General features: G+C 69.8%; 26 protein-coding genes and 1 pseudogene. 10 read left to right on the top strand and 17 right to left on the bottom strand.

Annotated elements, in window-relative coordinates:
* Nucleotides 1-90: 90 nt before the first annotated feature.
* Complete coding sequence (locus ACFVX4_RS16790) at nt 91-627, bottom strand: TetR/AcrR family transcriptional regulator (protein WP_389977273.1); 537 nt, start codon at nt 625-627, stop codon at nt 91-93.
* A complete protein-coding gene (locus ACFVX4_RS16785) occupies nt 627-947 on the bottom strand; it encodes a multidrug efflux SMR transporter (RefSeq protein WP_124718537.1) in 321 nt (106 codons plus the stop codon). Before ACFVX4_RS16785 ends, ACFVX4_RS16790 begins: the two co-directional genes overlap by 1 nt.
* 187 nt (nt 948-1,134) lie before the next feature.
* Here ACFVX4_RS16785 and ACFVX4_RS16780 point away from each other — a divergent pair, with 187 nt between their 5' ends.
* A complete protein-coding gene (locus tag ACFVX4_RS16780; protein ID WP_389977270.1) occupies nt 1,135-2,157 on the top strand; it encodes a hypothetical protein in 1,023 nt (340 codons plus the stop codon).
* 33 nt (nt 2,158-2,190) lie between these two features.
* Here ACFVX4_RS16780 and ACFVX4_RS16775 read toward each other — a convergent pair whose 3' ends face one another.
* The 10 genes from ACFVX4_RS16775 to ACFVX4_RS16730 form a co-directional block, all read right to left on the bottom strand.
* The gene (locus ACFVX4_RS16775) at nt 2,191-2,556 is read right to left on the bottom strand and encodes a VOC family protein (protein ID WP_389977267.1); all 366 of its coding nucleotides are present in this window, start codon (nt 2,554-2,556) and stop codon (nt 2,191-2,193) included.
* Nucleotides 2,557-2,620: 64 nt separating this feature from the next.
* Nucleotides 2,621-4,015, bottom strand: a complete 1,395-nt coding sequence (locus ACFVX4_RS16770) for a DUF3616 domain-containing protein (protein ID WP_389977264.1) — start codon at nt 4,013-4,015, stop codon at nt 2,621-2,623.
* A 146-nt stretch (nt 4,016-4,161) separates the two neighbouring features.
* Nucleotides 4,162-4,500: a metal-sulfur cluster assembly factor gene (locus tag ACFVX4_RS16765; protein ID WP_093539690.1), complete on the bottom strand. Its 339-nt coding sequence runs from the start codon at nt 4,498-4,500 to the stop codon at nt 4,162-4,164.
* Entirely contained in the window at nt 4,497-4,952 is a 456-nt protein-coding gene (gene sufU / locus ACFVX4_RS16760) for a Fe-S cluster assembly sulfur transfer protein SufU (RefSeq protein ID WP_189541171.1), read from the bottom strand. The genes ACFVX4_RS16765 and sufU overlap by 4 nt, the downstream gene beginning before the upstream one ends.
* A 26-nt stretch (nt 4,953-4,978) precedes the next feature.
* Complete coding sequence (locus ACFVX4_RS16755; protein WP_266420966.1) at nt 4,979-6,235, bottom strand: cysteine desulfurase; 1,257 nt, start codon at nt 6,233-6,235, stop codon at nt 4,979-4,981.
* Nucleotides 6,232-6,996, bottom strand: a complete 765-nt coding sequence (gene sufC / locus ACFVX4_RS16750; RefSeq protein ID WP_385331558.1) for a Fe-S cluster assembly ATPase SufC — start codon at nt 6,994-6,996, stop codon at nt 6,232-6,234. Before sufC ends, ACFVX4_RS16755 begins: the two co-directional genes overlap by 4 nt.
* A gap of 7 nt (nt 6,997-7,003) precedes the next feature.
* On the bottom strand, nt 7,004-7,321 hold the full coding sequence (locus ACFVX4_RS16745) for a bifunctional 3-phenylpropionate/cinnamic acid dioxygenase ferredoxin subunit (RefSeq protein WP_072483053.1): 318 nt from the start codon (nt 7,319-7,321) through the stop codon (nt 7,004-7,006).
* The gene (gene sufD, locus ACFVX4_RS16740; protein WP_389977259.1) at nt 7,321-8,505 is read right to left on the bottom strand and encodes a Fe-S cluster assembly protein SufD; all 1,185 of its coding nucleotides are present in this window, start codon (nt 8,503-8,505) and stop codon (nt 7,321-7,323) included. Before sufD ends, ACFVX4_RS16745 begins: the two co-directional genes overlap by 1 nt.
* Before the next feature lie 59 nt (nt 8,506-8,564).
* A complete protein-coding gene (gene sufB / locus ACFVX4_RS16735; RefSeq protein ID WP_389977256.1) occupies nt 8,565-9,986 on the bottom strand; it encodes a Fe-S cluster assembly protein SufB in 1,422 nt (473 codons plus the stop codon).
* Nucleotides 9,983-10,723 (bottom strand): helix-turn-helix transcriptional regulator, encoded by a 741-nt coding sequence (locus ACFVX4_RS16730; protein WP_389977253.1) that lies wholly within the window; start codon nt 10,721-10,723, stop codon nt 9,983-9,985. The genes sufB and ACFVX4_RS16730 overlap by 4 nt, the downstream gene beginning before the upstream one ends.
* A gap of 136 nt (nt 10,724-10,859) precedes the next feature.
* On the opposite strand from ACFVX4_RS16730, the gene ACFVX4_RS16725 reads away from it, so the two are divergent.
* The 3 genes from ACFVX4_RS16725 (at nt 10,860) to ACFVX4_RS16715 (ending at nt 13,685) form a co-directional block, all read left to right on the top strand.
* Complete coding sequence (locus ACFVX4_RS16725; protein WP_389977250.1) at nt 10,860-11,786, top strand: ABC transporter ATP-binding protein; 927 nt, start codon at nt 10,860-10,862, stop codon at nt 11,784-11,786.
* Complete coding sequence (locus tag ACFVX4_RS16720; protein WP_389977247.1) at nt 11,783-12,550, top strand: ABC transporter permease; 768 nt, start codon at nt 11,783-11,785, stop codon at nt 12,548-12,550. Before ACFVX4_RS16725 ends, ACFVX4_RS16720 begins: the two co-directional genes overlap by 4 nt.
* Nucleotides 12,551-12,671: 121 nt before the next feature.
* Nucleotides 12,672-13,685: a heme A synthase gene (locus tag ACFVX4_RS16715; RefSeq protein WP_389977244.1), complete on the top strand. Its 1,014-nt coding sequence runs from the start codon at nt 12,672-12,674 to the stop codon at nt 13,683-13,685.
* Between the two features lie 121 nt (nt 13,686-13,806).
* On the opposite strand, the gene ACFVX4_RS16710 is transcribed toward ACFVX4_RS16715, so the two are convergent.
* Both ACFVX4_RS16710 and ACFVX4_RS16705 read right to left on the bottom strand, forming a co-directional pair.
* Complete coding sequence (locus ACFVX4_RS16710) at nt 13,807-14,163, bottom strand: hypothetical protein (RefSeq protein ID WP_389977241.1); 357 nt, start codon at nt 14,161-14,163, stop codon at nt 13,807-13,809.
* Nucleotides 14,164-14,260: 97 nt separating this feature from the next.
* Complete coding sequence (locus ACFVX4_RS16705; protein ID WP_389977238.1) at nt 14,261-15,214, bottom strand: heme o synthase; 954 nt, start codon at nt 15,212-15,214, stop codon at nt 14,261-14,263.
* A gap of 394 nt (nt 15,215-15,608) precedes the next feature.
* On the opposite strand from ACFVX4_RS16705, the gene tkt reads away from it, so the two are divergent.
* The 6 genes and pseudogenes from tkt to ACFVX4_RS16675 form a co-directional block, all read left to right on the top strand.
* Entirely contained in the window at nt 15,609-17,696 is a 2,088-nt protein-coding gene (gene tkt / locus ACFVX4_RS16700; RefSeq protein ID WP_389977235.1) for a transketolase, read from the top strand.
* Nucleotides 17,697-17,730: 34 nt separating this feature from the next.
* Nucleotides 17,731-18,849: a transaldolase gene (gene tal / locus ACFVX4_RS16695; protein ID WP_389977232.1), complete on the top strand. Its 1,119-nt coding sequence runs from the start codon at nt 17,731-17,733 to the stop codon at nt 18,847-18,849.
* Nucleotides 18,850-18,854: 5 nt separating this feature from the next.
* Complete coding sequence (zwf, locus tag ACFVX4_RS16690) at nt 18,855-20,387, top strand: glucose-6-phosphate dehydrogenase (protein WP_389977229.1); 1,533 nt, start codon at nt 18,855-18,857, stop codon at nt 20,385-20,387.
* Nucleotides 20,384-21,397, top strand: coding sequence for a glucose-6-phosphate dehydrogenase assembly protein OpcA (gene opcA, locus ACFVX4_RS16685; RefSeq protein WP_385331528.1), 1,014 nt, complete (start codon nt 20,384-20,386; stop codon nt 21,395-21,397). Before zwf ends, opcA begins: the two co-directional genes overlap by 4 nt.
* Nucleotides 21,394-22,176 (top strand): 6-phosphogluconolactonase, encoded by a 783-nt coding sequence (pgl, locus tag ACFVX4_RS16680; RefSeq protein WP_389977226.1) that lies wholly within the window; start codon nt 21,394-21,396, stop codon nt 22,174-22,176. The genes opcA and pgl overlap by 4 nt, the downstream gene beginning before the upstream one ends.
* 86 nt (nt 22,177-22,262) lie before the next feature.
* Nucleotides 22,263-22,619: pseudogene (locus ACFVX4_RS16675) on the top strand (VOC family protein); the annotation flags it as partial.
* Nucleotides 22,620-22,628: 9 nt separating this feature from the next.
* Here the strand turns inward: ACFVX4_RS16675 and ACFVX4_RS16670 are convergent.
* Genes ACFVX4_RS16670 through pgi form a run of 3 tightly spaced genes read right to left on the bottom strand, consistent with a single transcriptional unit; the run spans nt 22,629 to nt 26,366 of the window.
* Entirely contained in the window at nt 22,629-24,209 is a 1,581-nt protein-coding gene (locus ACFVX4_RS16670; protein ID WP_389977223.1) for a PH domain-containing protein, read from the bottom strand.
* Nucleotides 24,206-24,709, bottom strand: coding sequence for a PH domain-containing protein (locus tag ACFVX4_RS16665; protein WP_389977220.1), 504 nt, complete (start codon nt 24,707-24,709; stop codon nt 24,206-24,208). Before ACFVX4_RS16665 ends, ACFVX4_RS16670 begins: the two co-directional genes overlap by 4 nt.
* Before the next feature lie 4 nt (nt 24,710-24,713).
* On the bottom strand, nt 24,714-26,366 hold the full coding sequence (gene pgi, locus ACFVX4_RS16660; protein ID WP_389977217.1) for a glucose-6-phosphate isomerase: 1,653 nt from the start codon (nt 26,364-26,366) through the stop codon (nt 24,714-24,716).
* Between the last annotated feature and the right edge of the window lie 55 nt (nt 26,367-26,421).

Here is a 26,421-nt window from a genome sequence, read left to right as displayed (position 1 = left end):
CCCGCGGGCGGAGCGGCCCGCGCGTCGCGGTCACCCCGACGCCCGGGGGTGCGGCCCCGGGCATCGGGTCCGCACTCGCGGGCGGAGCCGTCATCCGGCGATCCGCCCCAGCATCTCGCGCGCGTACGCCTCGTCGTACTCGCCGCCGGTGAGCAGCACCTGCAGACAGATCCCGTCCATGAGCGCGATCAGCGCCCGCGCCGTGGCCGGATCGGTCCGCCGGGACAGCAGCTCGGCGGTGCCGTCGGTCCACTCGGCGGCGACGGGCCGCAGCGCGGGCCTGCGGAGTGCGGCGAGATACAGCTCGTACTCCAGCTCGGCCCGTCCGCGCCCACCGGAGAAGTACGCCCCCAGCAGCCCGGCCAGCTCCGCGGCGAGGTCGGACTCCGGGTCGGTCAGAGCCTCGCTCTCCCGCATGACCTCGGCGAAGTTCTCGTTCGACCGGCGCAGCGCGGCGATCAACAGCTCGTCCAGCGAGGCGAAGTGATACGTCGTCGAGCCGAGCGGCACATCGGCCTCGGCCGCGACGGAGCGGTGGCTCAGCCCCGCGATGCCCCTGGCGCCGACCACCCTGATCGCGGCGTCGATGATCCGGTCGCGCCGCTCGGGGTCGTAGCGGCGCACCATCAGTGGGCCCCGCCCAGATTCAGCACCACCACTCCGGCGATGACCAGCGCTATGCCCGCCAGCTTGACCGGGCTGCCGGACTCCCCCATGAAGAGGATGCCGATGGCGGCGACCGCCGCGGTGCCGATCCCGGCCCAGATGGCATAGGCGGTGCCCACCGACAGCGTCTTCAGCGTCTGGGCGAGCAGCCCGAAGGCCACCAGGTATCCCGCGACGGTGATCAGCGAGGGCCAGAGCCGGGTGAAGCCCTCGCTGTACTTCATGGCCGTCGTGCCGGCCACCTCCGCCGCGATCGCCGCGGCCAGCAGTCCGTATCCCATGTGTACGAGTGTACGCATCGCCGTCCGCGCGACGGTACGGGCGCTTCCCGCCGGCCGGGACGCTACGGTGTCCCGACCAGCACACCGGACAACGACATACGACGGAGCAGCAGTGGCGCAGGACGCAGGGTGGGGCGGCGGAGCACCGTACGGAGGGCCCCCGGGACCCCCGGGATGGGGCGGCTGGATGCCACCGCCGAAGCCCGGGGTGATACCGCTGGTGCCCCTGAAGCTCGGGGACATATTCAGCGGCGCCTTCAGCACGCTGGGGCGCTACTGGAAGCAGCTGTTCGGCATCGGCGCGGCCGTGTACGGCGGGGCACTGGTGTTCATGGCTGCCGTGGTCCTGATCGGGTACTCGGCGGTCAGCGGTCATCTGCACCGGATCATCGCGCTCAGCGCGGACGAGGACCCGGCGTCGTCCGACGTGGTGCCGATCGTGGTCGGTCTCGGTGTCGTCTGGCTGCTCGCCCTGATCGTCTTCGCGGTCGGAACGGCCATGATGTACGCGACCGTTCCCGCGATTCTGCAGGAGGCAGTGCTGGGCAGGCCGACCACCTTCTCCGTCATCTGGCGCCGGGCCTGGTCCCGCGTACCGGCGGTGTTCGGAACGGTGGTCCTGACCTTCCTGATCGCGATGATCCCGACGGTGCTCGTGGTGGTCGGCTTCTTCGCGTTCATGATCGGCGCCATCACCCTGGCACACGGGGGCGATGTCGCGTTGTGGGCCGCGCTCGGCTTCCTGGGCGCCCTGGCCACCGCCCCGCTCGCGATCTGGCTCTGTGTGAAGTTCTGCCTGGCACCCTCGGCCGCGGTGTTCGAGGGGCAGTCCCCGGTGGCCGCGCTGCGACGCTCCTCGCAGTTGGTGCGCGGCGACTGGTGGCGGGTCCTCGGGATCACCCTGCTCGCCTTCGCCCTGGCTGCCGTGGCGAACTACGTCGTCCAGATCCCGTTCTCGTTCCTCGGCATGTTCTCCGGCATCATCGGCGGATCGACCCTGGACGAGGACCCGAACCCCGCCGCGATCATCTTCGCCATGAGCGGCTACCTGGTGATCATGGCGCTGGGGCAGCTGATCGGCCAGTTCATCTCGGCGACGTTCCCGCAGCTGGTGACCGGGCTGCTCTACGTCGACCGGCGCATGCGTACGGAGAACCTGGGCCCGGCCCTCGCCGAGGCGGCGGCCGTATCCCCGCAGTACGGCCCCTAGGACGGGCCCGCGAAGGCCCGCCCGGTTCCGCGCTCAGTCGATGAGCGAGTTCTTCGGCGTCAGCACACAGAACTCGTTCCCCTCGGGGTCCTCCAGCACCACCCAGGACACATCCGGCTGCTGCCCGATGTCGGCCCGCCGCGCCCCGAGCCCGATGATGCGCTCGACCTCGGCGTGCAGGTCGTCGGGGGCGAGATCGATGTGCAGCCGGTTCTTGACCGTCTTCCCCTCCGGTACGGGAACGAAGGTGATACCGGGACAGGCGGACTTGTCGGCACCGATGACGATCTCGTCCTCGGCCTCGAAGAGCAGCTGCCAGTCGAGCACTTGGCACCAGAAGCGGGCGAGCGACGGCAGATCGCGGGTGTCGACGACGATGCTGTAAAAGGAAACGGCCATGCCCGCCAGTCTGTCCGGCGGGCATGGCCGTTCGCAACATCGAATCGCAAGGGCGTTCGATCTATCAGCCGCCGACGGTGAACCAGACGGCCCGGGACTTCTTCCATTCGGCGTGGTCGAGGTCCTTCGCCTCCGTGCCGTCCCCGTACAGATCGGCCGATCCGGCATCCGTGATCAGCTGCGCCCGGGTGCCCGGAACCGTCAGGTCCGGCACCTCCACGACGGCCTCCCAGCCGCCCGGGTCCGCCGTCGGCAGATCGGCCCGCTTGACCGGCGCGTGCGCGGCGACACCGTCCCAGGTGTAGAGGGCGTACGGGTCGGAGTTGTCGTCGGCAGCCCAGGAACCGGCCACGATCAGATACTGGTCGGCGGCGTTCTTCCGGATGTCCCGGATGCTGAGCCCGCCGAGGTCCAGCTCGATCGGCGCGCCCATGACCGCCTTCGCCCCGCTGCCGGCCACCTTGTCGAAGTTGGTGACGGGCACGATCAGGGCCTTGCCTCCCGACTTCGGCGGCACCAGGGGCGCCCGGAAGCCGAGGTACGCGGTGGTCGTCGAGCCGGGCGCGAACTCCAGGCCCTCGATGTTGAACCCGTCGATCTGCTTGGGCGCTTCACCGTCCGCCGTCCCCGCGGCGAAGCCGAGCCGGTCGCCGTTCAACTCGTCCCAGGCGACGAGGTCGTCACGGAGCTTCTTGTACGAGCCGCCCACCGTCAGCTGGGTGGCGGCGCCCGACCCGGTCACCGTCGTGGTGAAGACGGTGTTGCGGCCGGACTTGTACTCGCCGTCCTTGTTGTTGCCGAGCGAACCGGTCCAGTAGATGGTGTTGCCGGCCCGTGCCGCGCCCTCGATGTCGATCTCCTTCGACACCCCGAGCTTCGAGCCGACGTCCCAGGTCTTCACCGGCGCGCCGGAGGCGGAACGGTCGTACAGGCGCAGCGTGTTGGACTCGTCGTCGGCCACGACCACGTAGCCGCCACCGACGTCGACGGCGGCCGAGGAGTCCGAGGAACCGGTGAGGTAGCGGGTGTCGGCGGCGTTCTGCACGGCGGCGGAGGCGGCGTAGTGCAGCGTCCTGGTGGCGGTCTTGCCGCCGAGTCCGGTGACCTTGATCGTGAGGTCGGTGTAGCCGCGCCCGTGCGCGGCGACGGTGAGTTTCCGGGTGTCCCCGGTCCCCGTCACGGTCACATCACCGGTCCCGGCGACGGACGGCTTGGAGCTGGCGGACGCCGCCACGCCGAGCGCGGTCGCCTCGGCCCCGCTCTGGGCGACGGTGACGGTCACCACGGGGTCACCGGTCGCGCCGACGGCGCCGGAGAGGTAGGAGACCGAGAGCCCGATCGTCGGCGTTCCGTAACTCGCGGCGTGCGCGGGGGTGTTGATCCCCAGGGCGGCCAGCAGGAGAACGCCGCTCGCGGCGGCGGCCGCCCTGCGGTCGGGGAGCGAAAACTGATGCAGCACGGCATGCCTCTCGTCGGCGTGGTGTCGCGGGTACGTTCCGGTACCCATGCCAACGAGGGACACACATCATGCGTACGACAGACGAAGCAACGACGAAAAACGGCCCCCGGCACCGAGCCGGGGGCCGTTCGTCGTCGGCGGTGGGCTCAGACGTTGAAGCCCAGGGCGCGCAGCTGCTCGCGCCCGTCGTCCGTGATCTTGTCGGGGCCCCACGGCGGCATCCAGACCCAGTTGATCCGCAGCTCGTTGACGATGCCGTCGGTCGCGGACTTCGCCTGGTCCTCGATGACGTCGGTCAGCGGGCAGGCCGCGGACGTCAGCGTCATGTCGAGGGTGGCGATATTGGCGTCGTCGATGTGGATGCCGTAGATCAGGCCCAGGTTGACGACGTCGATGCCCAGCTCGGGGTCGACCACGTCGTACAGCGCCTCGCGGACCTCCTCCTCGGAGGCCGGCTTGGTGGTGAGAGTCTCGTTGTCGCTCATGCCGTCTTCCCTTCGGACAGCGCTTTCGCCGTCGCGTCCTTCCACGCCATCCAGCTCAGCAGCGCGCACTTCACCCGGGCCGGGTACTTCGAGACGCCGGCGAACGCGACCGCGTCCTCCAGCACCTCCTCCATCGCGTCGTCCGGCTCCAGCTGGCCCTTGGACTGCATCAGCTCCAGGAAGGTCTCCTGGATCTTCTGCGCCTGGCCCAGTTCCTTGCCGACCAGCAGGTCGTTCAGCACGGAGGCGCTGGCCTGGCTGATGGAGCAGCCCTGCCCCTCGTACGACACGTCGACGATGGTCTCGCCGTCGTACTTCACCCGGAGAGTGATCTCGTCGCCGCACGTCGGGTTGACGTGGTGCACCTCGGCGTCGCCGTCCCGCAGGCCGCGCCCGTGGGGGTGCTTGTAGTGGTCCAGGATCACTTCCTGGTACATGGAATCAAGCTTCACCAGTCAACCCTCAGCCGCTCTGCCAATTAACCGAAAAAGTTCCGTACGTGTTCCAGTCCGTCCACCAGGGCGTCGACCTCGGCGGGCGTGGAGTACAGATAGAACGACGCTCGCGTCGTCGCAGGAATTCCGTACCGCAGGCAGACCGGCCGTGCGCAGTGGTGTCCGACCCGGACCGCGATGCCCTGTTCGTCGAGCACCTGGCCCACGTCGTGCGGGTGGATGTCACCGAGCGTGAAGGAGATCGTGGCGCCGCGGTCCTCGGCCGTCGCCGGACCGATGATCCTGAGATCCGGGACCTCCAGGAGCCGCTTCACCGCGTACTCGGTGATCGCGTGCTCGTGCCGGTAGATCTTCTCCATGCCGATCGCCGAGAGGTAGTCCACGGCCGCGCCGAGGCCGACGGCCTGGGCGATCGGGGGCGTACCGGCCTCGAACTTGTGCGGCGCGGGGGCGTAGGTCGACGAGTGCATCGACACGGTCTCGATCATCTCGCCGCCACCGAGGAACGGCGGCAGGTCCTCCAGGAGCTCCTGCCGTCCCCAGAGCACGCCGATGCCGGTCGGGCCGACCATCTTGTGACCGGTGAAGGCCACGAAGTCGGCCTGCAGCGCCTGCACGTCGAGCACCATGTGCGGGGCGGCCTGCGAGGCGTCGATGCAGACCAGCGCGCCGACCTGCTGGGCCCGGCGGATGATCTTCTCGACCGGGTTGATCGTGCCCATGATGTTGGAGACCAGGGTGAAGGAGACGATCTTCGTCTTCTCCGTGATGATCTCTTCGATGTTGGACAGGTCGAGGCGGCCGTCGTCGGTGATGCCGAACCACTTCAGCTTCGCACCCGTGCGCTGCGAGAGCAGCTGCCACGGCACGATGTTGGAGTGGTGCTCCATCTCCGTGGTGACGATCTCGGTGTCGTGGTCCACCCGGTAGGGCTCATCGGCCCAGCCGAGCATGTTGGCCACGAGGTTGAGCGACTCGGAGGCGTTCTTGGTGAAGATCACCTCGTCGCGGCTGGGCGCGTTGATGAACGCGGCGACCTTGTCACGGGCGCCTTCGTACAGCGCCGTGGCCTCCTCCGCGATCGTGTACACACCGCGATGCACGTTGGCGTTGTGCCGCTCGTAGTACTCGTTGAGGGCGTCGAGCACCTGGCGCGGCTTCTGCGAGGTCGCGGCACTGTCCAGGTAGACGATCTTCTTCCCGTCGTGGACCGTACGATCCAGCAGGGGGAAGTCCTTGCGGATCGCCTCGGTGTCGAGGAGGCCCGGCAGCTGTGTCACGCGGAAGCGCCACCCTTCACATATGCCTCGTAGCCCTCGTTCTCCAGCTTGTCGGCGAGCTCGGCGCCGCCGGACTCGGCAATGCGGCCGTTGGCGAAGACGTGCACGAAGTCGGGCTTGATGTAGCGGAGGATCCGCGTGTAGTGCGTGATCAGCAGGGTGCCGACCTCGCCGGTCTCGCGGACCCGGTTGACGCCCTCGGAGACGATGCGCAGCGCGTCGACGTCCAGGCCGGAGTCGGTCTCGTCGAGGATCGCGACCTTCGGCTTGAGGAGCTCCAGCTGAAGGATCTCGTGGCGCTTCTTCTCACCGCCGGAGAAGCCCTCGTTGACGTTGCGCTCGGCGAACGCCGGGTCCATCTGGAGCCCGGCCATCGTCTCCTTGACCTCCTTCACCCAGGTACGCAGCTTGGGCGCCTCGCCGCGGACGGCGGTGGCGGAGGTGCGGAGGAAGTTGGAGACCGAGACACCGGGGATCTCGACCGGGTACTGCATCGCGAGGAACAGACCGGCGCGGGCGCGCTCGTCGACGGACATCTCCAGGACGTCCTCGCCGTCCAGGGTCACCGAACCGCTGGTGATCGTGTACTTGGGGTGACCCGCGAGGGAGTACGCGAGGGTGGACTTGCCGGACCCGTTGGGGCCCATGATGGCGTGGGTCTCGCCCTGCTTCACGGTCAGGTCGACGCCCTTGAGGATCTCCTTCGTGGCGTTGTCGGCCTCGACGGAAACGTGCAGGTCGCGGATTTCAAGCGTTGCCATGGGTGACTCAGGACTCCTGGGTGACGGAGACGAGCACATCGTCCCCTTCGATCTTGACGGGGTATACGGGGACGGGGCGCGTCGCGGGAAGGCCGGACGGCTTGCCGGTGCGCAGGTCGAAGCTGGAGCCGTGCAGCCAGCACTCGATCATGCAGTCCTCGACCTCTCCCTCGGACAGTGAGACGTTCGCGTGCGAGCAGATGTCGTTGATCGCGTACACCTCGCCCTCGGTACGGACGACGGACACCGGGACGCCGTCGAGCTCCACCCGCTTGGGGGTGTCGTCCTCCAGCTCACTCAGCGCGCAGGCTTTGACGAAGGCCATCAGACGGATGCCTTCAGCTCGGCCTCGATCTTCTCCAGCAGCCGCGCCTCGACGTCCGGCAGACCGATCTGCTGGACGAGCTCGGCGAAGAAGCCGCGCACGACGAGCCGGCGGGCCTCCTCGGCCCCGATGCCCCGGGACATCAGGTAGAAGAGCTGCTCGTCGTCGAACCGGCCGGTCGCGGAGGCGTGGCCGGCGCCGACGATCTCGCCGGTCTCGATCTCCAGGTTGGGCACGGAGTCGACCCGCGCGCCGTCCGTGAGGACGAGGTTGCGGTTCATCTCGTAGGTGTCGGTGCCCTCGGCCTTGGCCCGGATGAGGACGTCACCGATCCACACGGCGTGTGCGCCCTCGCCCTGGAGCGCACCCTTGTAGGCGGCGTTGGACTTGCAGTGCGGGGTGTTGTGGTCGACCAGGAGGCGGTGCTCCTGGTGCTGGCCCTTGTCGGTGAAGTACAGACCGAAGAGCTCGGCCTCGCCGCCGGTGCCCGCGTAGCTGACGCGCGGGTGGAGCCGGACGAGGTCGCCGCCGAAGGTGACGACGATCGACTTGAACGAGGCGTCCCGGCCGACCAGCGCGTTGTGCTGGCCGACGTGGACCGCGGTCTCGTCCCAGTCCTGCACCGAGACGACGGTGAGCTTGGCGCCGTCGCCGAGGACGTAGTCGACGTTGGCGGCGAGCACCGCGTCACCGGTGTGGTCGATGACGACGACGGCCTCGGCGAAGGCACCCAGCTCGATGACCTGGTGGCCGTAGGCCACGCCGCCCTCGCCGTGCACCGCGATGCGGATCGGCTCGGTGAGCACGGCCTCCTTGGCGACCGTGACGACGGACGCCTGCTCGAAGGACGTGTACGCCTGGGCGGCGACGCGGTCCACCGGGATTCCGGCCCTGCCGAGCCGGGCGTCGTCGCGGCCGACGGTCTCGACCGTGACGCCCTCGGGGGCCTCGATCGCGACCTTCACACCGCCGCCGCCGGTGGCGACGGCCGTGCCGTCGTGCAGCCCGCGCAGCCGCTCCAGCGGCGTGAACCGCCACTCCTCCTCACGGCCGTGCGGGACCGGGAAGTCCGCGACGTCGAAGGACGGGGGCGCGCTCATGCGCGTGGCGACGGTCGACTCGGCGGCCACCGCGATGGACCCGGTGGTGGTGGAACCCGCCGGAATGTTCTGAGCCTCAGCCATGGCTGTCGTAGTGCTCGCTTTCTCTGTCAAAAGTCGGGGGAATCGGTCGTCGGGCCGTGCTAGCCGACCGAGCCCTCCATCTGCAGCTCGATCAGCCGGTTGAGCTCGAGGGCGTACTCCATCGGCAGCTCCTTCGCGATCGGCTCGACGAAGCCGCGCACGATCATCGCCATCGCCTCGAACTCCGTCAGACCACGGCTCATCAGGTAGAAGAGCTGGTCCTCGGAGACCTTGGAGACAGTCGCCTCGTGCCCCATCGACACGTCGTCCTCGCGGACGTCGACGTAGGGGTAGGTGTCGGAGCGGGAGATCGTGTCGACCAGCAGCGCGTCACAGAGAACGTTGGACTTCGCGCCCGGCGCGCCCTCGCCGATCTCGATCAGACCGCGGTAGGAGGTGCGGCCGCCGCCTCGCGCCACCGACTTGGAGACGATGTTGGAGGAGGTGTTCGGCGCCATGTGGACCATCTTGGCGCCGGCGTCCTGGTGCTGGCCCTCGCCCGCGAAGGCGATGGACAGGGTCTCGCCCTTGGCGTGCTCGCCCATCAGGTAGACGGCCGGGTACTTCATGGTGACCTTGGAGCCGATGTTGCCGTCGACCCACTCCATGGTCGCGCCCTCGTAGGCCACGGCGCGCTTGGTGACCAGGTTGTAGACGTTGTTCGACCAGTTCTGGATCGTCGTGTAGCGGCAGCGGCCGCCCTTCTTCACGATGATCTCGACGACCGCGGAGTGCAGCGAGTCGGAGGAGTAGATCGGGGCGGTGCAGCCCTCGACGTAGTGGACGTAGGCGTCCTCGTCGACGATGATCAGCGTCCGCTCGAACTGGCCCATGTTCTCCGTGTTGATACGGAAGTAGGCCTGCAGCGGGATGTCGACGCGGACACCCTTGGGCACGTAGATGAACGAGCCGCCGGACCACACGGCCGAGTTCAGCGAGGCGAACTTGTTGTCGCCGACCGGGATGACGGTGCCGAAGTACTCCTTGAAGAGCTCCGGGTGCTCCTTCAGCGCGGTGTCGGTGTCGAGGAAGATGACGCCCTGCTCCTCCAGGTCCTCACGGATCTGGTGGTAGACGACCTCGGACTCGTACTGCGCGGCGACACCGGCGACCAGGCGCTGCTTCTCCGCCTCCGGGATGCCGAGCTTGTCGTAGGTGTTCTTGATGTCCTCGGGCAGGTCCTCCCAGGACTCCGCCTGCTTCTCGGTGGACCGCACGAAGTACTTGATGTTGTCGAAGTCGATGCCCGAGAGGTCGGAGCCCCAGTTCGGCATGGGCTTCTTGTCGAAGAGCCGCAGGCCCTTGAGGCGCAGCTTCAGCATCCACTCGGGCTCGTTCTTCTTGGCCGAGATGTCGCGGACGACCTCCTCGGAGAGCCCGCGCTTGGCTGCGGCACCGGCCGCGTCGGAGTCGACCCAGCCGAATTCGTACGTGCCCAGACCCTCGAGCTCAGGGTGGGCAGTCTCCGTAGGGAGCGTCATGCGGGGTTCCTCCCGGCCGTGCTTGCAGATGCTGAATTGGTGGTCTGTGGTGCTGAGTGGCCGCTGCGCGGAATGTACGTCGTGCACACACCGTCGCCGTGGGCGATGGTGGCCAGACGCTGCACATGCGTCCCGAGGAGGCTGGAGAAGAACTCCGTCTCCGCCTCGCACAGCTGCGGGTACTGCTCGGCGACATGGGCGACCGGGCAGTGGTGCTGGCACAACTGCTCGCCCTGCTGAGGACCGGGCGCGCCACGCGCCGTAGCAGCGTACCCGTCGGCCGACAAGGCCTTGGCCAGCGCCTCGGTGCGGGCCTCGGGGTCCGCGGCCTCGACCGCCGTGCGGTACGCCTCGGACTGGGCCGCGATCCTGGCACGGGCGAAAGCGGTGACCGCCTCCTCGCCCGCGGTCTCGGCGATCCAGCGCAGGGCGTCCGCCGCGAGCTTGTCGTAGGACTGGTCGAAGGCGTCCCGGCCGCAGTCGGTGAGGGCGAACACCTTGGCCGGGCGGCCACGGGTCCGCGCCCCGTAGACCCGCTGCTCACGGGCCTCGACGACGCCGTCGGAGACGAGGGCGTCGAGATGGCGGCGGACCGCGGCCTGGGTGAGGCCGAGGCGCTTGGCCAGCTCGGCGACGGTGGACGGGCCGTGGTCCAGGATGGACCGCGCGACCCGGTTGCGCGTGGAGCGCTCCCCGGTCGCGAGTTCCTCCTGCGGAGCCTCGCCGACGTATTTCACAACGCCATTGTTGCGTAATTCATCCGGCCCTGACAACCACGGTCCGAAACGATCTACGGTGCCATTCATCACTTAGGGTTACCTAATCCGGCCCCGGGAGACGGGGTCATTCCGCCCCTGCCTAGACTTACCGGCCATGAAGAGCGAGTCGGCCGTAGAGGTCCGCGGCCTGGTGAAGCGGTACGGCCGCAAGACCGCTGTGGACGGCCTCGACCTGTGTGTACGCACCGGCGCGGTCACCGCCGTCCTCGGCCCCAACGGCGCCGGCAAGACCACCACCATCGAGACCTGCGAGGGATACCGCCGCCCCGACGCCGGGACGGTACGGGTCCTCGGCCTCGACCCGGTCGCCGACGCCGCGAAGCTCCGCCCCCGGATCGGCGTGATGCTCCAGTCGGGTGGTGTCTACTCCGGAGCACGTGCCGACGAGATGCTCCGCCACATGGCGAAGCTCCACGCCCACCCGCTGGACGTCGACACCCTGATCGAGCGCCTCGGCCTCGACAGCTGCGGCCGTACGACCTACCGGCGGCTCTCCGGCGGCCAGCAGCAGCGGCTCGCCCTGGCGATGGCCGTCGTCGGCCGCCCCGAACTGGTCTTCCTCGACGAGCCGACCGCCGGCCTCGACCCGCAGGCCCGCCGCTCCACCTGGGAGCTCGTACGCGAGCTGCGCACCGACGGGGTGTCGGTCGTCCTCACCACGCACTTCATGGACGAGGCCGAGGAGCTCGCCGACGATGTCGCCGTCATCGACGCGGGCAAGGTCATCGCCCAGGGCAGTCCCGAGACGCTCTGCCGCGGCGGTGCCGAGAACACCCTGCGCTTCACCGGTCACCCCGGTCTGGACGTCGGGTCGCTGCTGAAGGCGCTGCCCGACGGCACCGAGGCGGCCGAGCTCACCCCCGGCGCGTACCGCATCAGCGGTGACGTCAACCCGGAGCTGCTGGCCACCGTCACCTCCTGGTGCGCGCAGAACGGAGTGATGCCGTCCGGCATCTCCGTGGAGCGGCACACGCTGGAGGACGTCTTCCTGGAACTGACCGGCAAGGAGCTGCGCGCATGAGCGCCGGTACGTACACCCCGCAGTCGGGCGCCGCCCCGCTGGGCCGCATGATCACCGCGCAGACCGCCCTGGAGACGCGGATGCTGCTGCGCAACGGCGAGCAGCTGCTGCTGACCGTGATCATCCCGACGCTGCTGCTGGTGCTGTTCAGCGCGGTCGACATCGTGGACACCGGCGCGGGCGAGTCCGTCGACTTCCTGACCCCCGGCATCCTCGCGCTGGCCGTGATGTCCACGGCCTTCACGGGCCAGGCCATCGCCACCGGTTTCGAGCGGCGGTACGGGGTGCTGAAGCGGCTCGGCGCCTCGCCGCTGCCGCGCTGGGCGCTGATGACCGCCAAGACCCTCGCGGTGCTGGTCACCGAGGTGCTGCAGGTGGTGCTGCTCACGGTGATCGCGTTCGCGCTGGGCTGGTCGCCGCACGGCAACCCCTTCGCCGTCCTGCTGCTGCTCGTGCTCGGCACGGGGGCCTTCTCCGGGCTCGGGCTGCTGATGGCCGGGACGCTCAAGGCGGAGGCGACGCTCGCCGCGGCCAACCTGGTCTTCCTGCTGCTGCTGGTCGGCGGCGGGGTCATCGTGCCGCTGGACAAGTTCCCGGACGCGTTGCAGTCGGTGCTCGGGCTGCTGCCGATCGCGGCCCTGTCGGACGGTCTGCGCGAGGTGCTCCAGCACGGGGCGTCGATGCCGTGGGGCGACCTCGGCATCCTGGCGGTGTGGGCGGTTCTCGGGCTGGGCGCGGCGGCGAAGTTCTTCCGCTGGGAGTGAGGCCGCCGGAAGTGGGGCCGCCGGAGGTGGGGCCCCTGGGAGTGAGGCCTCGAACGCGCTCCGTCGACGTTTCGGGGTAACTCGTCCCCCTCGTGAAAGCTTGCACAAGCCGCCGCCTACGATGGTGCGCGTGCCCAAGCTGACCCGAGCCGAAGTCGCTCAAGCCGCGCGGAACCCGCTCCTGTACATCGCCGAGCGATGGACCCCCACCCCCCGCACGGTCCGCCGTGCGGCCATGTCGGCCGTCGTCATGGCCGTACTCATCGTCGTGACCGGTGGCGCGGTACGGCTGACCGGCTCCGGCCTCGGCTGCCCGACCTGGCCCAAGTGCACCGACGAGAGCCTCACGGCGACGAGCGAGATGGGCTTCCACGGCGTCATCGAGTTCGGTAACCGGATGCTGACGTACGTCCTGTGCGCGGCCGTCGGATGGGCGATCATCGCCGCCCGGTCCGCCAAACCCTGGCGACACAGCCTGACCAGGCTCGGCTGGGTGCAGTTCTGGGTGGTCATGGGCAATGCCGTGCTCGGCGGCATCGTGGTGCTGGTCGGCCTCAACCCGTACACCGTCGCGGCGCACTTCCTGCTCTCCACGGCACTGCTCACCGTCGCGATGGTGACCTGGCAGCGGGTCCGCGAGGGCGACGAGGAACCCCGGCCGCTGGTCGGCAAGGCGGTGTCCCAGCTGACCTGGCTGCTCGCGGTCGCCGCGGGGCTGCTGATCGCGGTCGGCACGGTGGTCACGGGCGCCGGACGGCACGCGGGCGACTCCAGCGACGTGCACCGCATTCCGATCGACTGGAAGATGATCACGCAGCTGCACGCCGATCTGGCCTGGGTCGTGGTGGCCCTGACCGTGGCGCTCTGGTTCGTGCTGAAGGCCGTCGACGCGCCGATCGGACCGCTGCACCGCGCCCGCGACCTCTTCCTGGTGCTGATGGCGCAGGGCGTGATCGGGTACGTGCAATATTTCACCGACACGCCGGAGATCCTGGTCGGCCTGCACATGCTGGGCTCGTGCCTGGTGTGGATCGCGGTCGTGCGGGTGCTCCTGTCGCTGCGTGAGCGTCCCGTGACCGCGGCCGCGGTGTCCGGCCCCGCCGCCGAGCAGCCGGAGCCCGCAGCGGCGGGCTGACCGCGGGCGGCCCCCCTCCGCCGTACGTCGATCGCCGGACGGTTCCGAGAAGGAACCGTCCGGCGATCGACGTATGAAGGGAACCGCGCACTCAGACCTCGCGCGCCCAGACCTCGCGCGCTCAGGCCTCGTTGGAGGGGCCGCCGACCTGGATGCCGGCCATCCGCGTCCACTCGTACGGGCCGGTGCGGACCTTCGCGGCGAACTCCCCGTCGAAGGACTCGTGCATCGTGATCCCGGCCTTCCGCGTGGCGCTCTCGGCGACCTCGTACGACGGGGCGACCAGGTCGCCCCAGCCGCCGTCCTCGCCCACGAGCACGATGCGGGTGCCCATCTGCCCGATGTAGGCGAGCTGTCCCTCCGCACCGCCGTGCGCCTTGGAGAAGGCGCCGATCTCCTTGGCGAGCTTCGCCGCCCTGCGCTCCGCGCGGGCCGCCTGCTTGCCGCTCTCCACCTTGGTCTCTGCCGTCTCAGCCATGCCCAGGATGCTACCGACGGGTAGCTCAACGTGCGACGGGCGGGGTACGTGGCCTGGGCCACGTACCCCGCCCGTCGGCAGGGATCGAGGAGCGGGACTACCTGAGGAAGGGGTCGACCGCCACCGCGACGAAGAGCAGCGAGACATAGGTGATGGACCAGTGGAACAGCCGCATCTCCTTGAGCTTTCCTCCGGTCACTCCGGCCTTGGCCCGGCTCTGCAGGCCGTGCGCCTCCCAGAGCCAGAACCCGCCGGTCGCCAGCGCCACCGCCGTGTAGAACCAGCCGGTGTAGCCCAGCGGGGTGAGCAGCAGCGAGACGGCCACCATCACCCAGCTGTAGATGACGATCTGGCGGGCCACCACCCGGTTGGACGCGACGACCGGAAGCATCGGGACGCCGACCCGGGCGTAGTCCTCCTTCACCTTCATGGAGAGCGGCCAGTAGTGCGGCGGCGTCCAGAAGAAGATGACGGCGAAGAGGATCACCGCGGCCCAGGACATCGAGTTCGTCACGGCCGACCAGCCGATGAGAACGGGCATGCAGCCCGCGATGCCGCCCCAGACGATGTTCTGCGAGGTACGGCGCTTGAGCAACATCGTGTAGACGACGACGTAGAACAGCAGCGCGCCGAGCGACAGCGCCGCCGAGAGCCAGTTCACCAGCAGGCCGAACCAGACCGTCGAGATCGCCGCGAGGGCGAAACCGAAGACCAGGCACTCACGCGGGCTCACCATGCCGGTGACCAGCGGGCGCTGCGACGTACGGTCCATCAACGCGTCGATGTCGCGGTCGATGTACATGTTCAGCGCGTTGGCACCGCCGGCGGAGAGGTATCCGCCGATGGTGGTGGTGACAACGAGCCACAGGTCTGGCACACCCTGAGCGGCGAGGAACATCACCGGAACAGTGGTGATCAGCAACAGCTCGATGATCCGCGGCTTGGTCAGCGCCACGAATGCCTTGACACGGGCCCCGAACGGGCGATGGCCCCCTGGGCTGGGAGTCAAGGCGACCCCTGCGGGTCGGGACTCGACGGCCGTCACGCACACCCCTGACAGAGAAATCCCAGCAAGCTCCGGGCGTGAAGGCCCGGTAAAGACTTGCGCGAACCAGACCACTGTAGACGTTGGGGACAGGCCGCCCTTCGCGGGGGTGGGTCGTGTTGGAGCGGCGCGGAAGCGGGGCCCATGAGCTGGGGTACCGCTCACCGGAGCGGAACAGAAGTATCGGGACGCGCTCGCCACAGGGCCCATAAGTAAGGAGAAGCGCTCATCGGAGTAGCGCAGAAGTGAGCCGTCGCGCTCATACGGGAGGCGAACTCCGCGGGCCGCCTGCACCCTGGAAAGCAGCGGAAAATGCATGTTCCGACGGGGGTAGGCTCGACAACGCCCGGTGCGGTCACAGTCACCGGTTTACAACAGTGGAGAGGAGCCCTGACTCAGGGTGAGCACCAAGCCGACCACCACAGATCTCCAGTGGACCGAATTGGACCAGCGGGCCGTGGACACTGTCCGTGTCCTTGCAGCGGACGCCGTACAGAAGGTCGGAAACGGCCACCCTGGTACGGCCATGAGCCTCGCTCCCGCCGCGTACACCCTCTTCCAGAAGGTGATGCGCCACGACCCCGCCGACGCGGACTGGGCCGGGCGCGACCGGTTCGTGCTCTCGGCCGGTCACACCAGCCTGACCCTCTACATCCAGCTCTACCTGGCCGGGTACGGCCTGGAGCTCGATGACCTCAAGGCCTTCCGCACCTGGGGCTCGAAGACCCCCGGCCACCCGGAGTACGGCCACACCACCGGCGTCGAGACGACCACCGGCCCGCTGGGCCAGGGTGTCGCCAACGCTGTGGGCATGGCGATGGCCGCCCGCTACGAGCGCGGCCTGTTCGACCCGGAGGCGGCCCCCGGCACCTCCCCGTTCGACCACATGGTCTGGGCCATCGCCGGTGACGGCTGCCTCCAGGAGGGCATCTCCGCGGAGGCGTCCTCGCTGGCCGGGCACCAGAAGCTGGGCAACCTGGTCCTGCTGTGGGACGACAACCACATCTCCATCGAGGGCGACACGGAGACCGCGGTCTCCGAGGACACCCTGAAGCGGTACGAGGCGTACGGCTGGCACGTCCAGCGCGTCGAGCAGCTGCCCAACGGCGACCTGGACCCGGCGGGTCTGTACCGCGCGCTGCAGGCCGCCAAGGCCGAGACCGGGCGCCCGTCGTTCATCGCGGCCCGCTCGATCATCGCCTGGCCCGCGCCGCACGCCCAGAACACCGAGGCCTCGCACGGCTCGGCGCTCGGTGACGAAGAGGTCGCCGCCACGAAGAAGGTCCTCGGTTTCGACCCGGAGAAGACCTTCGAGGTCGCCGACGAGGTCATCGCCCACACCCGTGAGGCGCTGGACCGCGGCCGTGAGGCCCGGGGCGAGTGGGAGAAGACCTTCGCCGCGTGGCGCACCGCCAACCCGGAGCGCGCCGCCGAGTTCGACCGGATCGCCGCCGGCGAGCTGCCCGCGGGCTGGGAGGACCGGCTTCCGGTCTTCGAGCCGGGCAAGGGTGTCGCCACCCGTGCCGCCTCCGGCAAGGTGCTCCAGGCGCTCGGCGAGATCATCCCCGAGCTGTGGGGCGGCTCCGCCGACCTCGCGGGCTCGAACAACACCACGATCGACAAGACGTCGTCGTTCCTCCCGGCGGGCAACCCGCTGCCGGGCGCGGACCCGTACGGCCGCACGATCCACTTCGGTATCCGCGAGCACGCCATGGCCGCGGCCATGAACGGCATCGCGCTGCACGGCAACACCCGTATCTACGGCGGCACCTTCCTGGTGTTCTCCGACTACATGCGCAACGCCGTGCGCCTGTCCGCGCTGATGCACCTGCCGGTGACCTACGTGTGGACGCACGACTCGATCGGTCTCGGCGAGGACGGCCCGACCCACCAGCCGGTGGAGCACCTGGCCGCGCTGCGCGCCATCCCGGGCCTGAACATCGTCCGCCCGGCCGACGCCAACGAGACCTCCATCGCCTGGCGCGAGATCCTGCGCCGCTACACCAAGGTGTTCGGCAAGGGCGCCCCGCACGGTCTGGCGCTGACCCGCCAGGGCGTTCCGACGTACGAGGCGAACGAGGACGCGGCCAAGGGCGGCTACGTGCTCTTCGAGGCCGAGGGCGGCGAGCCGCAGGTCCTGCTGATCGGTACGGGCTCCGAGGTGCACCTCGCCGTCGAGGCGCGTGAGGAGCTGCAGGCGGCCGGCATTCCGACCCGGGTGGTCTCGATGCCGTCGGTCGAGTGGTTCGAGGAGCAGGACCAGGCGTACAAGGACAGCGTCCTGCCGCCGTCCGTGAAGGCGCGCGTCGCCGTCGAGGCCGGCATCGGCCTGACCTGGTACCGCTACGTCGGTGACGCCGGCCGGATCGTCTCGCTGGAGCACTTCGGTGCCTCGGCCGACGCCAAGGTCCTCTTCCGCGAGTTCGGCTTCACCGGCGAGCACGTCGCCGCCGCCGCGCGGGAATCTCTCGCGGCAGCCACGCGCTGACGCCGTTATACGACTAGTAGGAGATGCATTTCTCATGACAGACGCACTCAAGCGCCTCTCCGACGAGGGCGTGGCGATCTGGCTCGATGACCTGTCGCGCAAGCGGATCACCTCGGGCAACCTCGCCGAGCTGATCGACCAGCAGCACGTCGTGGGCGTCACCACCAACCCGTCGATCTTCCAGAAGGCGATCTCGCACGGGGACGGTTACGAGCAGCAGCTCACCGACCTCGCCACCCGCAAGGTCACGGTCGACGAGGCCATCCGCATGATCACGACGGCCGATGTACGGGACGCGGCGGACATCCTGCGTCCGGTCTTCGACGCCACGGACGGCCAGGACGGCCGGGTCTCCATCGAGGTCGACCCGCGTCTGGCCCACCGCACCGACGCCACCGTCGCCGAGGCCAAGCAGCTGGCCTGGCTGGTGGACCGGCCCAACACGCTCATCAAGATCCCGGCGACGAAGGCCGGTCTCCCGGCGATCACCGAGGTCATCGGCAAGGGCATCAGCGTCAACGTCACGCTGATCTTCTCGCTGGAGCGCTACCGCGAGGTCATGGACGCCTACCTGGCGGGCCTGGAGAAGGCGAAGGCCGCGGGCCTGGACCTCTCCAGGATCCACTCGGTGGCCTCGTTCTTCGTGTCCCGCGTGGACACCGAGATCGACAAGCGCCTCGACGCCCTCGGCACCGACGAGGCCAAGGCGCTCAAGGGCAAGGCGGCGCTCGCCAACGCCCGGCTCGCCTACCAGGCGTACGAGGAGGTCTTCTCCTCGGACCGCTGGGCCGCCCTCGACAAGGCCCAGGCCAACAAGCAGCGTCCGCTGTGGGCCTCGACCGGCGTCAAGGACCCCGCCTACAAGGACACCCTGTACGTCGTCGACCTGGTCGCCCCCGGCACGGTGAACACCATGCCCGAGGCCACCCTGGACGCCACGGCCGACCACGGTCAGGTCACGGGCGACACCATCACCGGCACCTACGAGCAGTCCCGCGCCGAGCTCGACGCGGTGGCGAAGCTCGGGATCTCCTACGACGACGTCGTCCAGCTCCTTGAGGACGAGGGCGTCGAGAAGTTCGAGGCGGCCTGGATCGACCTGCTCAACTCGACCGAGGCGGAGCTCAAGCGCCTCGCCCCTTCGGAGGGCTGACCACCTTGTCTGGTGTTCCCGGAGCCAACCCGCTTCGTGACCCCCAGGACCGACGGCTCCCGCGCATCGCGGGACCGTCGGGCCTGGTGATCTTCGGGGTCACGGGCGATTTGTCCCGCAAAAAGCTGATGCCCGCCGTCTATGACCTGGCCAATCGCGGCCTGTTGCCGCCGGGCTTCTCCCTCATCGGTTTCGCACGCCGCGAGTGGCATGACGAGGACTTCGCACAGGAGGTCCACGACGCCGTCAAGCAGCACGCCCGTACGCCGTTCCGCGAAGAGGTCTGGCAGCAGCTCATCCAGGGGATGCGCTTCGTCCAGGGCAACTTCGACGACGACGAGGCCTTCGAGCAGCTGAAGACCACGATCCAGGAGCTGGACAAGGCGCAGGGCACGGGCGGCAACTTCGCCTTCTACCTCTCCGTGCCGCCGAAGTTCTTCCCCAAGGTCGTCCAGCAGCTCAAGAAGCACGGACTCGCCGACCAGAAGGAGGGCTCCTGGCGGCGTGCCGTCATCGAGAAGCCCTTCGGCCACGACCTGAAGAGCGCGCAGGAGCTCAACCAGATCGTGCACGACGTGTTCCCGCCCAACGAGGTCTTCCGGATCGACCACTACCTGGGCAAGGAGACCGTCCAGAACATCCTGGCGCTGCGGTTCGCCAACACGATGTTCGAGCCGATCTGGAACAGGTCGTACGTCGACCACGTCCAGATCACGATGGCCGAGGACATCGGCATCGGCGGCCGGGCCGGCTACTACGACGGCATCGGCGCCGCCCGTGACGTCATCCAGAACCACCTGCTCCAGCTGCTGGCGCTGACCGCGATGGAGGAGCCCGGCTCCTTCCACCCGAAGGCCCTGGTCGCCGAGAAGCTCAAGGTGCTCACGGCGGTGGAGCTGCCGGAGGACCTGGGCAAGCACACGGTGCGCGCCCAGTACGTGCACGCGTGGCAGGGCGGCGAGGAGGTCCCCGGGTACCTCGACGAGGACGGCATCGACCCCAAGTCGAAGACCGACACCTACGCCGCGATCAAGCTGACGATCAACAATCGCCGCTGGGCGGGCGTGCCGTTCTACCTCCGTACCGGAAAGCGGCTCGGCCGCCGGGTCACGGAGATCGCGGTCGTCTTCAAGCGGGCCCCGTACCTGCCCTTCGAGTCCGGCGCCACCGAGGAGCTGGGCGGCAATGCCCTGGTCATCCGGGTCCAGCCGGACGAGGGCGTGACCGTGCGGTTCGGCTCCAAGGTGCCCGGCACCTCGATGGAGGTCCGGGACGTCACGATGGACTTCGCCTACGGCGAGTCCTTCACGGAGTCCAGCCCGGAGGCCTACGAGCGGCTCATCCTCGATGTGCTGCTCGGCGACGCCAACCTCTTCCCCCGGCACCAGGAGGTCGAGCTCTCCTGGAACATCCTCGACCCGATCGAGGAGTACTGGGACAAGCACGGCAAGCCCGCACAGTACCCGGCGGGCACCTGGGGTCCGGCCGAGGCCGACGAGATGCTCGCACGAGACGGACGGAGCTGGCGCCGGCCATGAAGATCGATCTCACGGAGACCACTTCCAGCAAGATCAACCAGGCGCTGGTCTCGGCCCGCCGGGCCATCGGCACCCCGGCCATCGGCATGGTGCTCACCCTGGTCATCGTCACCGACGAGGAGAACGCGTACGACGCGCTCAAGTCGGCCGGTGACGCCTCGCGCGAGCATCCCTCGCGGATCATCGCGGTGATCAAGCGGGTCAGCCGCTCGCCGCGCAGCCGCCGGGACGCCCGGCTCGATGCCGAGGTGCGGGTCGGTTCCGACGCGGGCACCGGCGAGACGGTCGTCCTGCGTCTCCACGGCGAGCTGGTCAACCACGCCCAGTCGGTGGTCCTGCCGCTGCTGCTGCCGGACGCCCCGGTCGTGGTCTGGTGGCCCGAGGACGCGCCCGCCGACCCGGCGAAGGACCCGCTGGGCGCGCTCGCCCAGCGCCGGATCACGGACGCGTACTCGGCGGAGCACCCGGGCAAGGAGCTGGCGGCGCGCGCCGACTCGTACAACCCGGGCGACACCGATCTGGCCTGGACCCGCATCACGCCGTGGCGCTCGATGCTGGCGGCCGCGCTCGACCAGCAGCACGTCGAGGTCGTCTCGGCGACGGTCGAGGGCGAGTCGGAGAACCCGAGCTGCGAGCTGCTCGCCATGTGGCTCGCGGACCGGCTCAAGGTGCCGGTGGAGCGCACCGTCTCCGCCGGCCCCGGTCTGACGGCCGTGCGGATGGAGACCAAGAACGGCGTCATCGTCCTGGACCGTCCCGACGGTTCGCTGGCCACGCTCTCGATGCAGGGCCAGCCGGACCGCGCGGTGGCGCTCAAGCGGCGGGACACCGCCGAGCTGCTCGCCGAGGAGCTGCGCCGTCTGGACCCGGACAACACCTACGAGGCGACGGTGAAGTTCGGCGTGGCGAAGCTCGGCGGACCGGCCGGTCCGCAGCCGGCCGAGCCCGCCCCGGCCGCCGCCCCGGCCGCCGCGAAGAAGACCGCGGCCAAGAAGGCGGCGTCGAAGTGAGTGCCCCTCAACTCGTGGTGCACCGCGACAAGGAGCTGATGGCGCAGGCCGCCGCGGCCCGGCTGATCACGAAGATCGTGGACGCCCAGGCCGCACGCGGCTACGCCTCGGTGGTCCTCACCGGCGGGCGCAACGGCAACGGCCTGCTGGCCGCGCTCGCCGGCGCGCCCGCCAGGGACGCGATCGACTGGTCGCGGCTCGATCTGTGGTGGGGCGACGAGCGGTTCCTGCCGGAGGGCGATCCGGAGCGCAATGTCACGCAGGCCCGCGAGGCCCTGCTGGACTCGGTGGAGCTGGACCCGTCCCGGGTGCACGCGATGCCCGCTTCGGACGGCCCGTTCGGCAACGACGCCGACGCGGCGGCGGCCGCGTACGCCGAGGAACTGGCCGCCGCGGCCGGTCCCGAGGACCACGGCCCGGTGCCGACGTTCGATGTGCTGTTGCTGGGCGTCGGCCCGGACACGCATGTCGCGTCGCTCTTCCCGGAGTTGCCCGCGGTACGGGAGACCGAGCGCACCGTCGTCGGTGTGCACGGCGCCCCCAAGCCGCCGCCCACCCGCGTCTCGCTCACGCTGCCCGCGATCCGGGCGGCGCGCGAGGTGTGGCTGCTCGCCGCGGGCGAGGACAAGGCGGAGGCCGCGGAGATCGCGCTCTCGGGGGCCGGGGAGATCCAGGCCCCGGCGGCCGGTGCGTATGGACGCAGCCGCACCCTGTGGCTGCTGGACGCGGCGGCGGCCTCCCGGCTGCCGCGCGCGCTGTATCCGCCGGCCTCTCCCTGAGTGACCGTCAGTTCCGTTGCGCACAGGCCCGGTTCGCTCCTCGGAGCGGCCGGGCCTGCTGTGTGAGGGCGTGAAGGACTCGGGCCATGGTGCGTATCGGGACCGTGGTGATGGGTGCGTCGGACGTACGGCGTGCGGCGGAGTTCTGGAAGGCGGCGCTCGACTACGTGGAGCGTGAGCCGTCGAAGGACGACTGGGTGGTGCTGGTCCCGGCCGAGGGGCCCGGCGCCGGGCTGGCCCTGGGCCGCAGCGGTACGCCGGTGCAGGAGGTTCCCCGGGTCCACCTCGATCTGTACACCGAGGAGCAGGACGCCGAGGTGGACCGGCTGATCGCACTCGGCGCGGTGCGGGTCGACTGGGATCTGTACCCGGACGACCCGGACTTCGTGGTGCTGGCGGACCCCGAGGGAAACCGGTTCTGCGTGATCGACACCACGCACGGCCGACCGGGGTCAGCCGGTGGGCGGGATGCGCTCCAGGAAGGGTTCCAGCAGGCCGGACACGGCCTCGGAGGCGAAGTCGAGGCCCTCGCTCGCGTCCGTGTCGTACGCCGTGTACGCGCCCGCTCCGGCGGCCGTCGTCGCGGTGACGCTCAGCACCCCGGCCCGCCGCTGGAAGTACGTCTGCCGGACCGTCCAGCCGATGACTCCGGCCCGCTCCAGCGCGGCGGTCGAGCGCCTGACGCTGCCGGACCTCACCACCAGGTAGTCGCCGCTGATGGCGTGCCCCAGGCCGCGGTACGCGTCCCGGGCCAGGAACACCCCGGCGGGCAGCGCCACGACGGTCCAGGCGAGCGCGATCCAGAGCAGGACGGGTGTCAGCAGCACGCCCAGGAGAGCCAGGACCAGCGCCGGGGCCGCGACGGCCCAGAACGCCCGGCGCAGCCTGCGGCCACGGGCCGCGAGGGGGTGCCCGGTCAGCGGGGCGCCGGTCGGGGACGTGGTCTCGCGCAGGACGTCGGCGGCCACCGCGTCGGCGACGGTCCTGGGCGCGGCGGGCAGCAGGGTGTTGTGGTCGCCGTGCTGCTCCTCGTCGTCCTTGGCGAGTCCGGTGGTGATCGCGTCGACCCGGGCCGCGCCGAAGGTACGGATGCCGAGCGGTTCGACGAGGCCGACGCCGCGCAGCCGGCGCTCCTCGATGGAGACGGAGCGGGAGGTCAGCAGTCCGCGGCGGATGCGCAGGGTGCCGCCGGGTTCGCGCTCCAGCCGGTAGTTCCACCACATCTCGACCCACAGGCCGAGCGCGCCGACGACACCGGCGAGCACCGCGGCGAGGGCGAGGGTCACGATCATGGCGAGCAGCGAGGTGTCCCGGAACCGGTCGCCGACCCACTCGATCACCCGCCCCTGCGCCCCGAACCAGTCGCTGACCTGCATCACCGCGCCGGCCGCCGCACCGCCGAGCGCGGGGGCGACGAACGAGACCGGCGCGTAGCGGATCCAGCGCGGGTCGAGGGCGACGAGCTCGCCCTCGCGATGGGTGCCCGGGGCGCCGGTGGCCGTGCGTTCCAGGAGTTCGCGGCGGAGCCGTTCGCCCTCGGGCCGGGTGACCGGGTCGAGTTCGAGGGTGGAGTCGTTGCCGGAGTGCTCGCCGGTGCCGATGCGGACGGTGACCAGGCCGAGCACCCGTTGCAGCAGATGGGCGGTGAGGTCGACGCTGCGGATGCGTTCCCGGGCCAGTGAGCGCTTCTTGACCAGGAGCAGCCCGGTGTGGAGCTCGACCCGGTCGGCGCCGACGCGGTAGCGGGTGCGGCGCCACCGTACGTGGTCGCCGGCCGCCGCGGAGCCGATCAGCAGGATCGAGCCGGCGAGGACCCAGGCGACCGCGGGCCCGAAGCCGAACCGTCCGGACAGGCCGAGCGTGGTGGGCACGGCCGCACCGGCGGCCACTCCGGCCGTGACGAGAGCGCTGACGAGCACCGTGCGCCGGTCCAGGTGCCGCCAGTCGGCGGCGGTGGCCGTGCCGGGGCCCTGGGCCCGGCTCTGCTCGCCCCCGGCGTCCGGGGAGGGGGAGACGGCCGCCTCGGAGCTCATGTGGCGTCCCCGGGGGTGTCCTGGGTTATCCGGGTCAGCCGCTCGGCCAGTTCGGCCGCCGTTTCGTGGTCGAGGCCCTCGATCCGCACCTCGCCCTTGGCCGACGCGGTGGTCACGGTGACGGTGGCGAGCCGGAAGAGCTGTTCGAGCGGTCCGCGCACGGTGTCCACGGTCTGGATCCGGGACATCGGGGCGATCCGCCACTCCTGCCGGAAGACCCCGGTCCTGACGTACACCGCTTCGTCGGTGACCTCCCAGCGATGGGTGCGGAACCACCAGGCGGGGAGGAGGACGGCGCAGCCGGTGCCGAGGACCGCGAGGATCGCGGCGGGCAGCAGCAGCCAGAACCGGGCGGGCTCGATGAGTACGCCCAGCACGGCCAGGACGACCACGGGGGCCGCGGTCAGCAGCAGCCACTGGGCCCGCCACCATCCCACGGCCCTCGCGTCCAGCGTGTTGTTCGGCGGCCGCAGCCGCACCGTCCCCTCCCCCGTGGTCATCGGCTCAGCGCCCCCGGCGGGCGCGGTACGCCTCGACGAGCGCGGCGGTCGAGCTGTCCAGCTGCTCGCCCCCCTTGCCCTCGGTGAGCACCGGCTCGATCTTCCTGGCGAGGACCTTGCCGAGTTCGACGCCCCACTGGTCGAAGGAGTCGATGTTCCAGACGGCGCCCTGGACGAAGACCTTGTGCTCGTACAGCGCGATCAGCTGGCCGAGCACGGACGGGGTCAGCCGGTCGGCGAGGATAGTCGTCGTCGGGTGGTTGCCCCGGAAGGTCTTGTGCGGCACCAGTTCCTCGGCGACGCCCTCGGCACGGACCTCGTCCGGCGTCTTGCCGAAGGCCAGCGCCTGGGTCTGGGCGAAGAAGTTGGCCATCAGCAGATCGTGCTGGGCGACCAGGCCGGGCAGCAGGTCGGCGACCGGCTCGGCGAAGCCGATGAAGTCGGCCGGGATGACCTTGGTGCCCTGGTGGATCAGCTGGTAATAGGCGTGCTGCCCGTTGGTGCCGGGGGTGCCCCAGACGACCGGTCCGGTCTGCCAGTCGACCGGATTTCCGTCCCGGTCCACGGACTTGCCGTTGGACTCCATGTCCAGCTGCTGCAAGTACGCGGTGAACTTGGACAGATAGTGGCTGTACGGCAGCACGGCATGCGACTGGGCGTCGAAGAACGCGCCGTACCAGACGCCCAACAGGCCCAGCAGCAGGGGGACGTTGTTCTCGGCGGGGGCGGTGCGGAAGTGCTCGTCGACCAGGTGGAAGCCGTCGAGCATCTCGCGGAACCGGTCCGGGCCGATGGCGATCATCAGCGAGAGACCGATGGCGGAGTCGTACGAGTAGCGGCCGCCGACCCAGTCCCAGAACTCGAACATGTTGGCGGTGTCGATGCCGAAGTCCGCGACCTTCTCGGCGTTCGTGGACAGCGCCACGAAGTGCTTGGCGACCGCGTCCTGGCCGGCCCCCAGACCGGTCAGCAGCCAGTTGCGGGCGGAGGTGGCGTTGGTGATGGTCTCGATCGTGGTGAAGGTCTTCGACGCGATGATGAAGAGCGTCTCGGCCGGGTCGAGATCGCGCACCGCCTCGTGGAGGTCGGCGCCGTCGACGTTCGACACGAAGCGGACGGTCAGTTCGCGGTCCGTGAAGGAGCGCAGCACCTCGTACGCCATGGCGGGGCCGAGGTCGGAACCGCCGATGCCGATGTTGACGACGTTCTTGATGCGCTTGCCGGTGTGACCGGTCCACTCCCCCGACCTGACGCGGTCGGAGAACGCCGCCATCTTGTCGAGCACGGCGTGCACACCCGGCACCACGTTCTCGCCGTCGACCTCGATCACCGCGTCGCGCGGGGCACGCAGCGCGGTGTGCAGGACGGCGCGGTCCTCGGTGGTGTTGATCTTCTCGCCGCGGAACATCGCGTCCCGCAGCTCGGCCACCCCGGTGGCCGCGGCGAGTTCGCGCAGCAGCCGCAGCGTCTCGTCGGTGACCAGGTGCTTGGAGTAGTCGATGTACAGATCGCCGACCCGGAGGGTGTATCCGGTACCGCGCCGCGGATCGTCCGCGAAGAGCTGTCGCAGATGTGTCGTTCCGAGCTGCTCGCGGTGCTTGCCCAGAGCGGTCCACTCGGGCGTCTGGTTGAGCCTGGTTCGGCTACGTGTATTCATCCCGGATATCAGCCCAATTCTTCTCGTGCCTGCAGATGCCCCGCTGCACCTCCAA

Source organism: Streptomyces sp. NPDC058240 (assembly GCF_042882135.1).
Lineage (GTDB): Bacteria > Actinomycetota > Actinomycetes > Streptomycetales > Streptomycetaceae > Streptomyces.
This window is presented reverse-complemented; position numbering and strand designations above follow the sequence as displayed.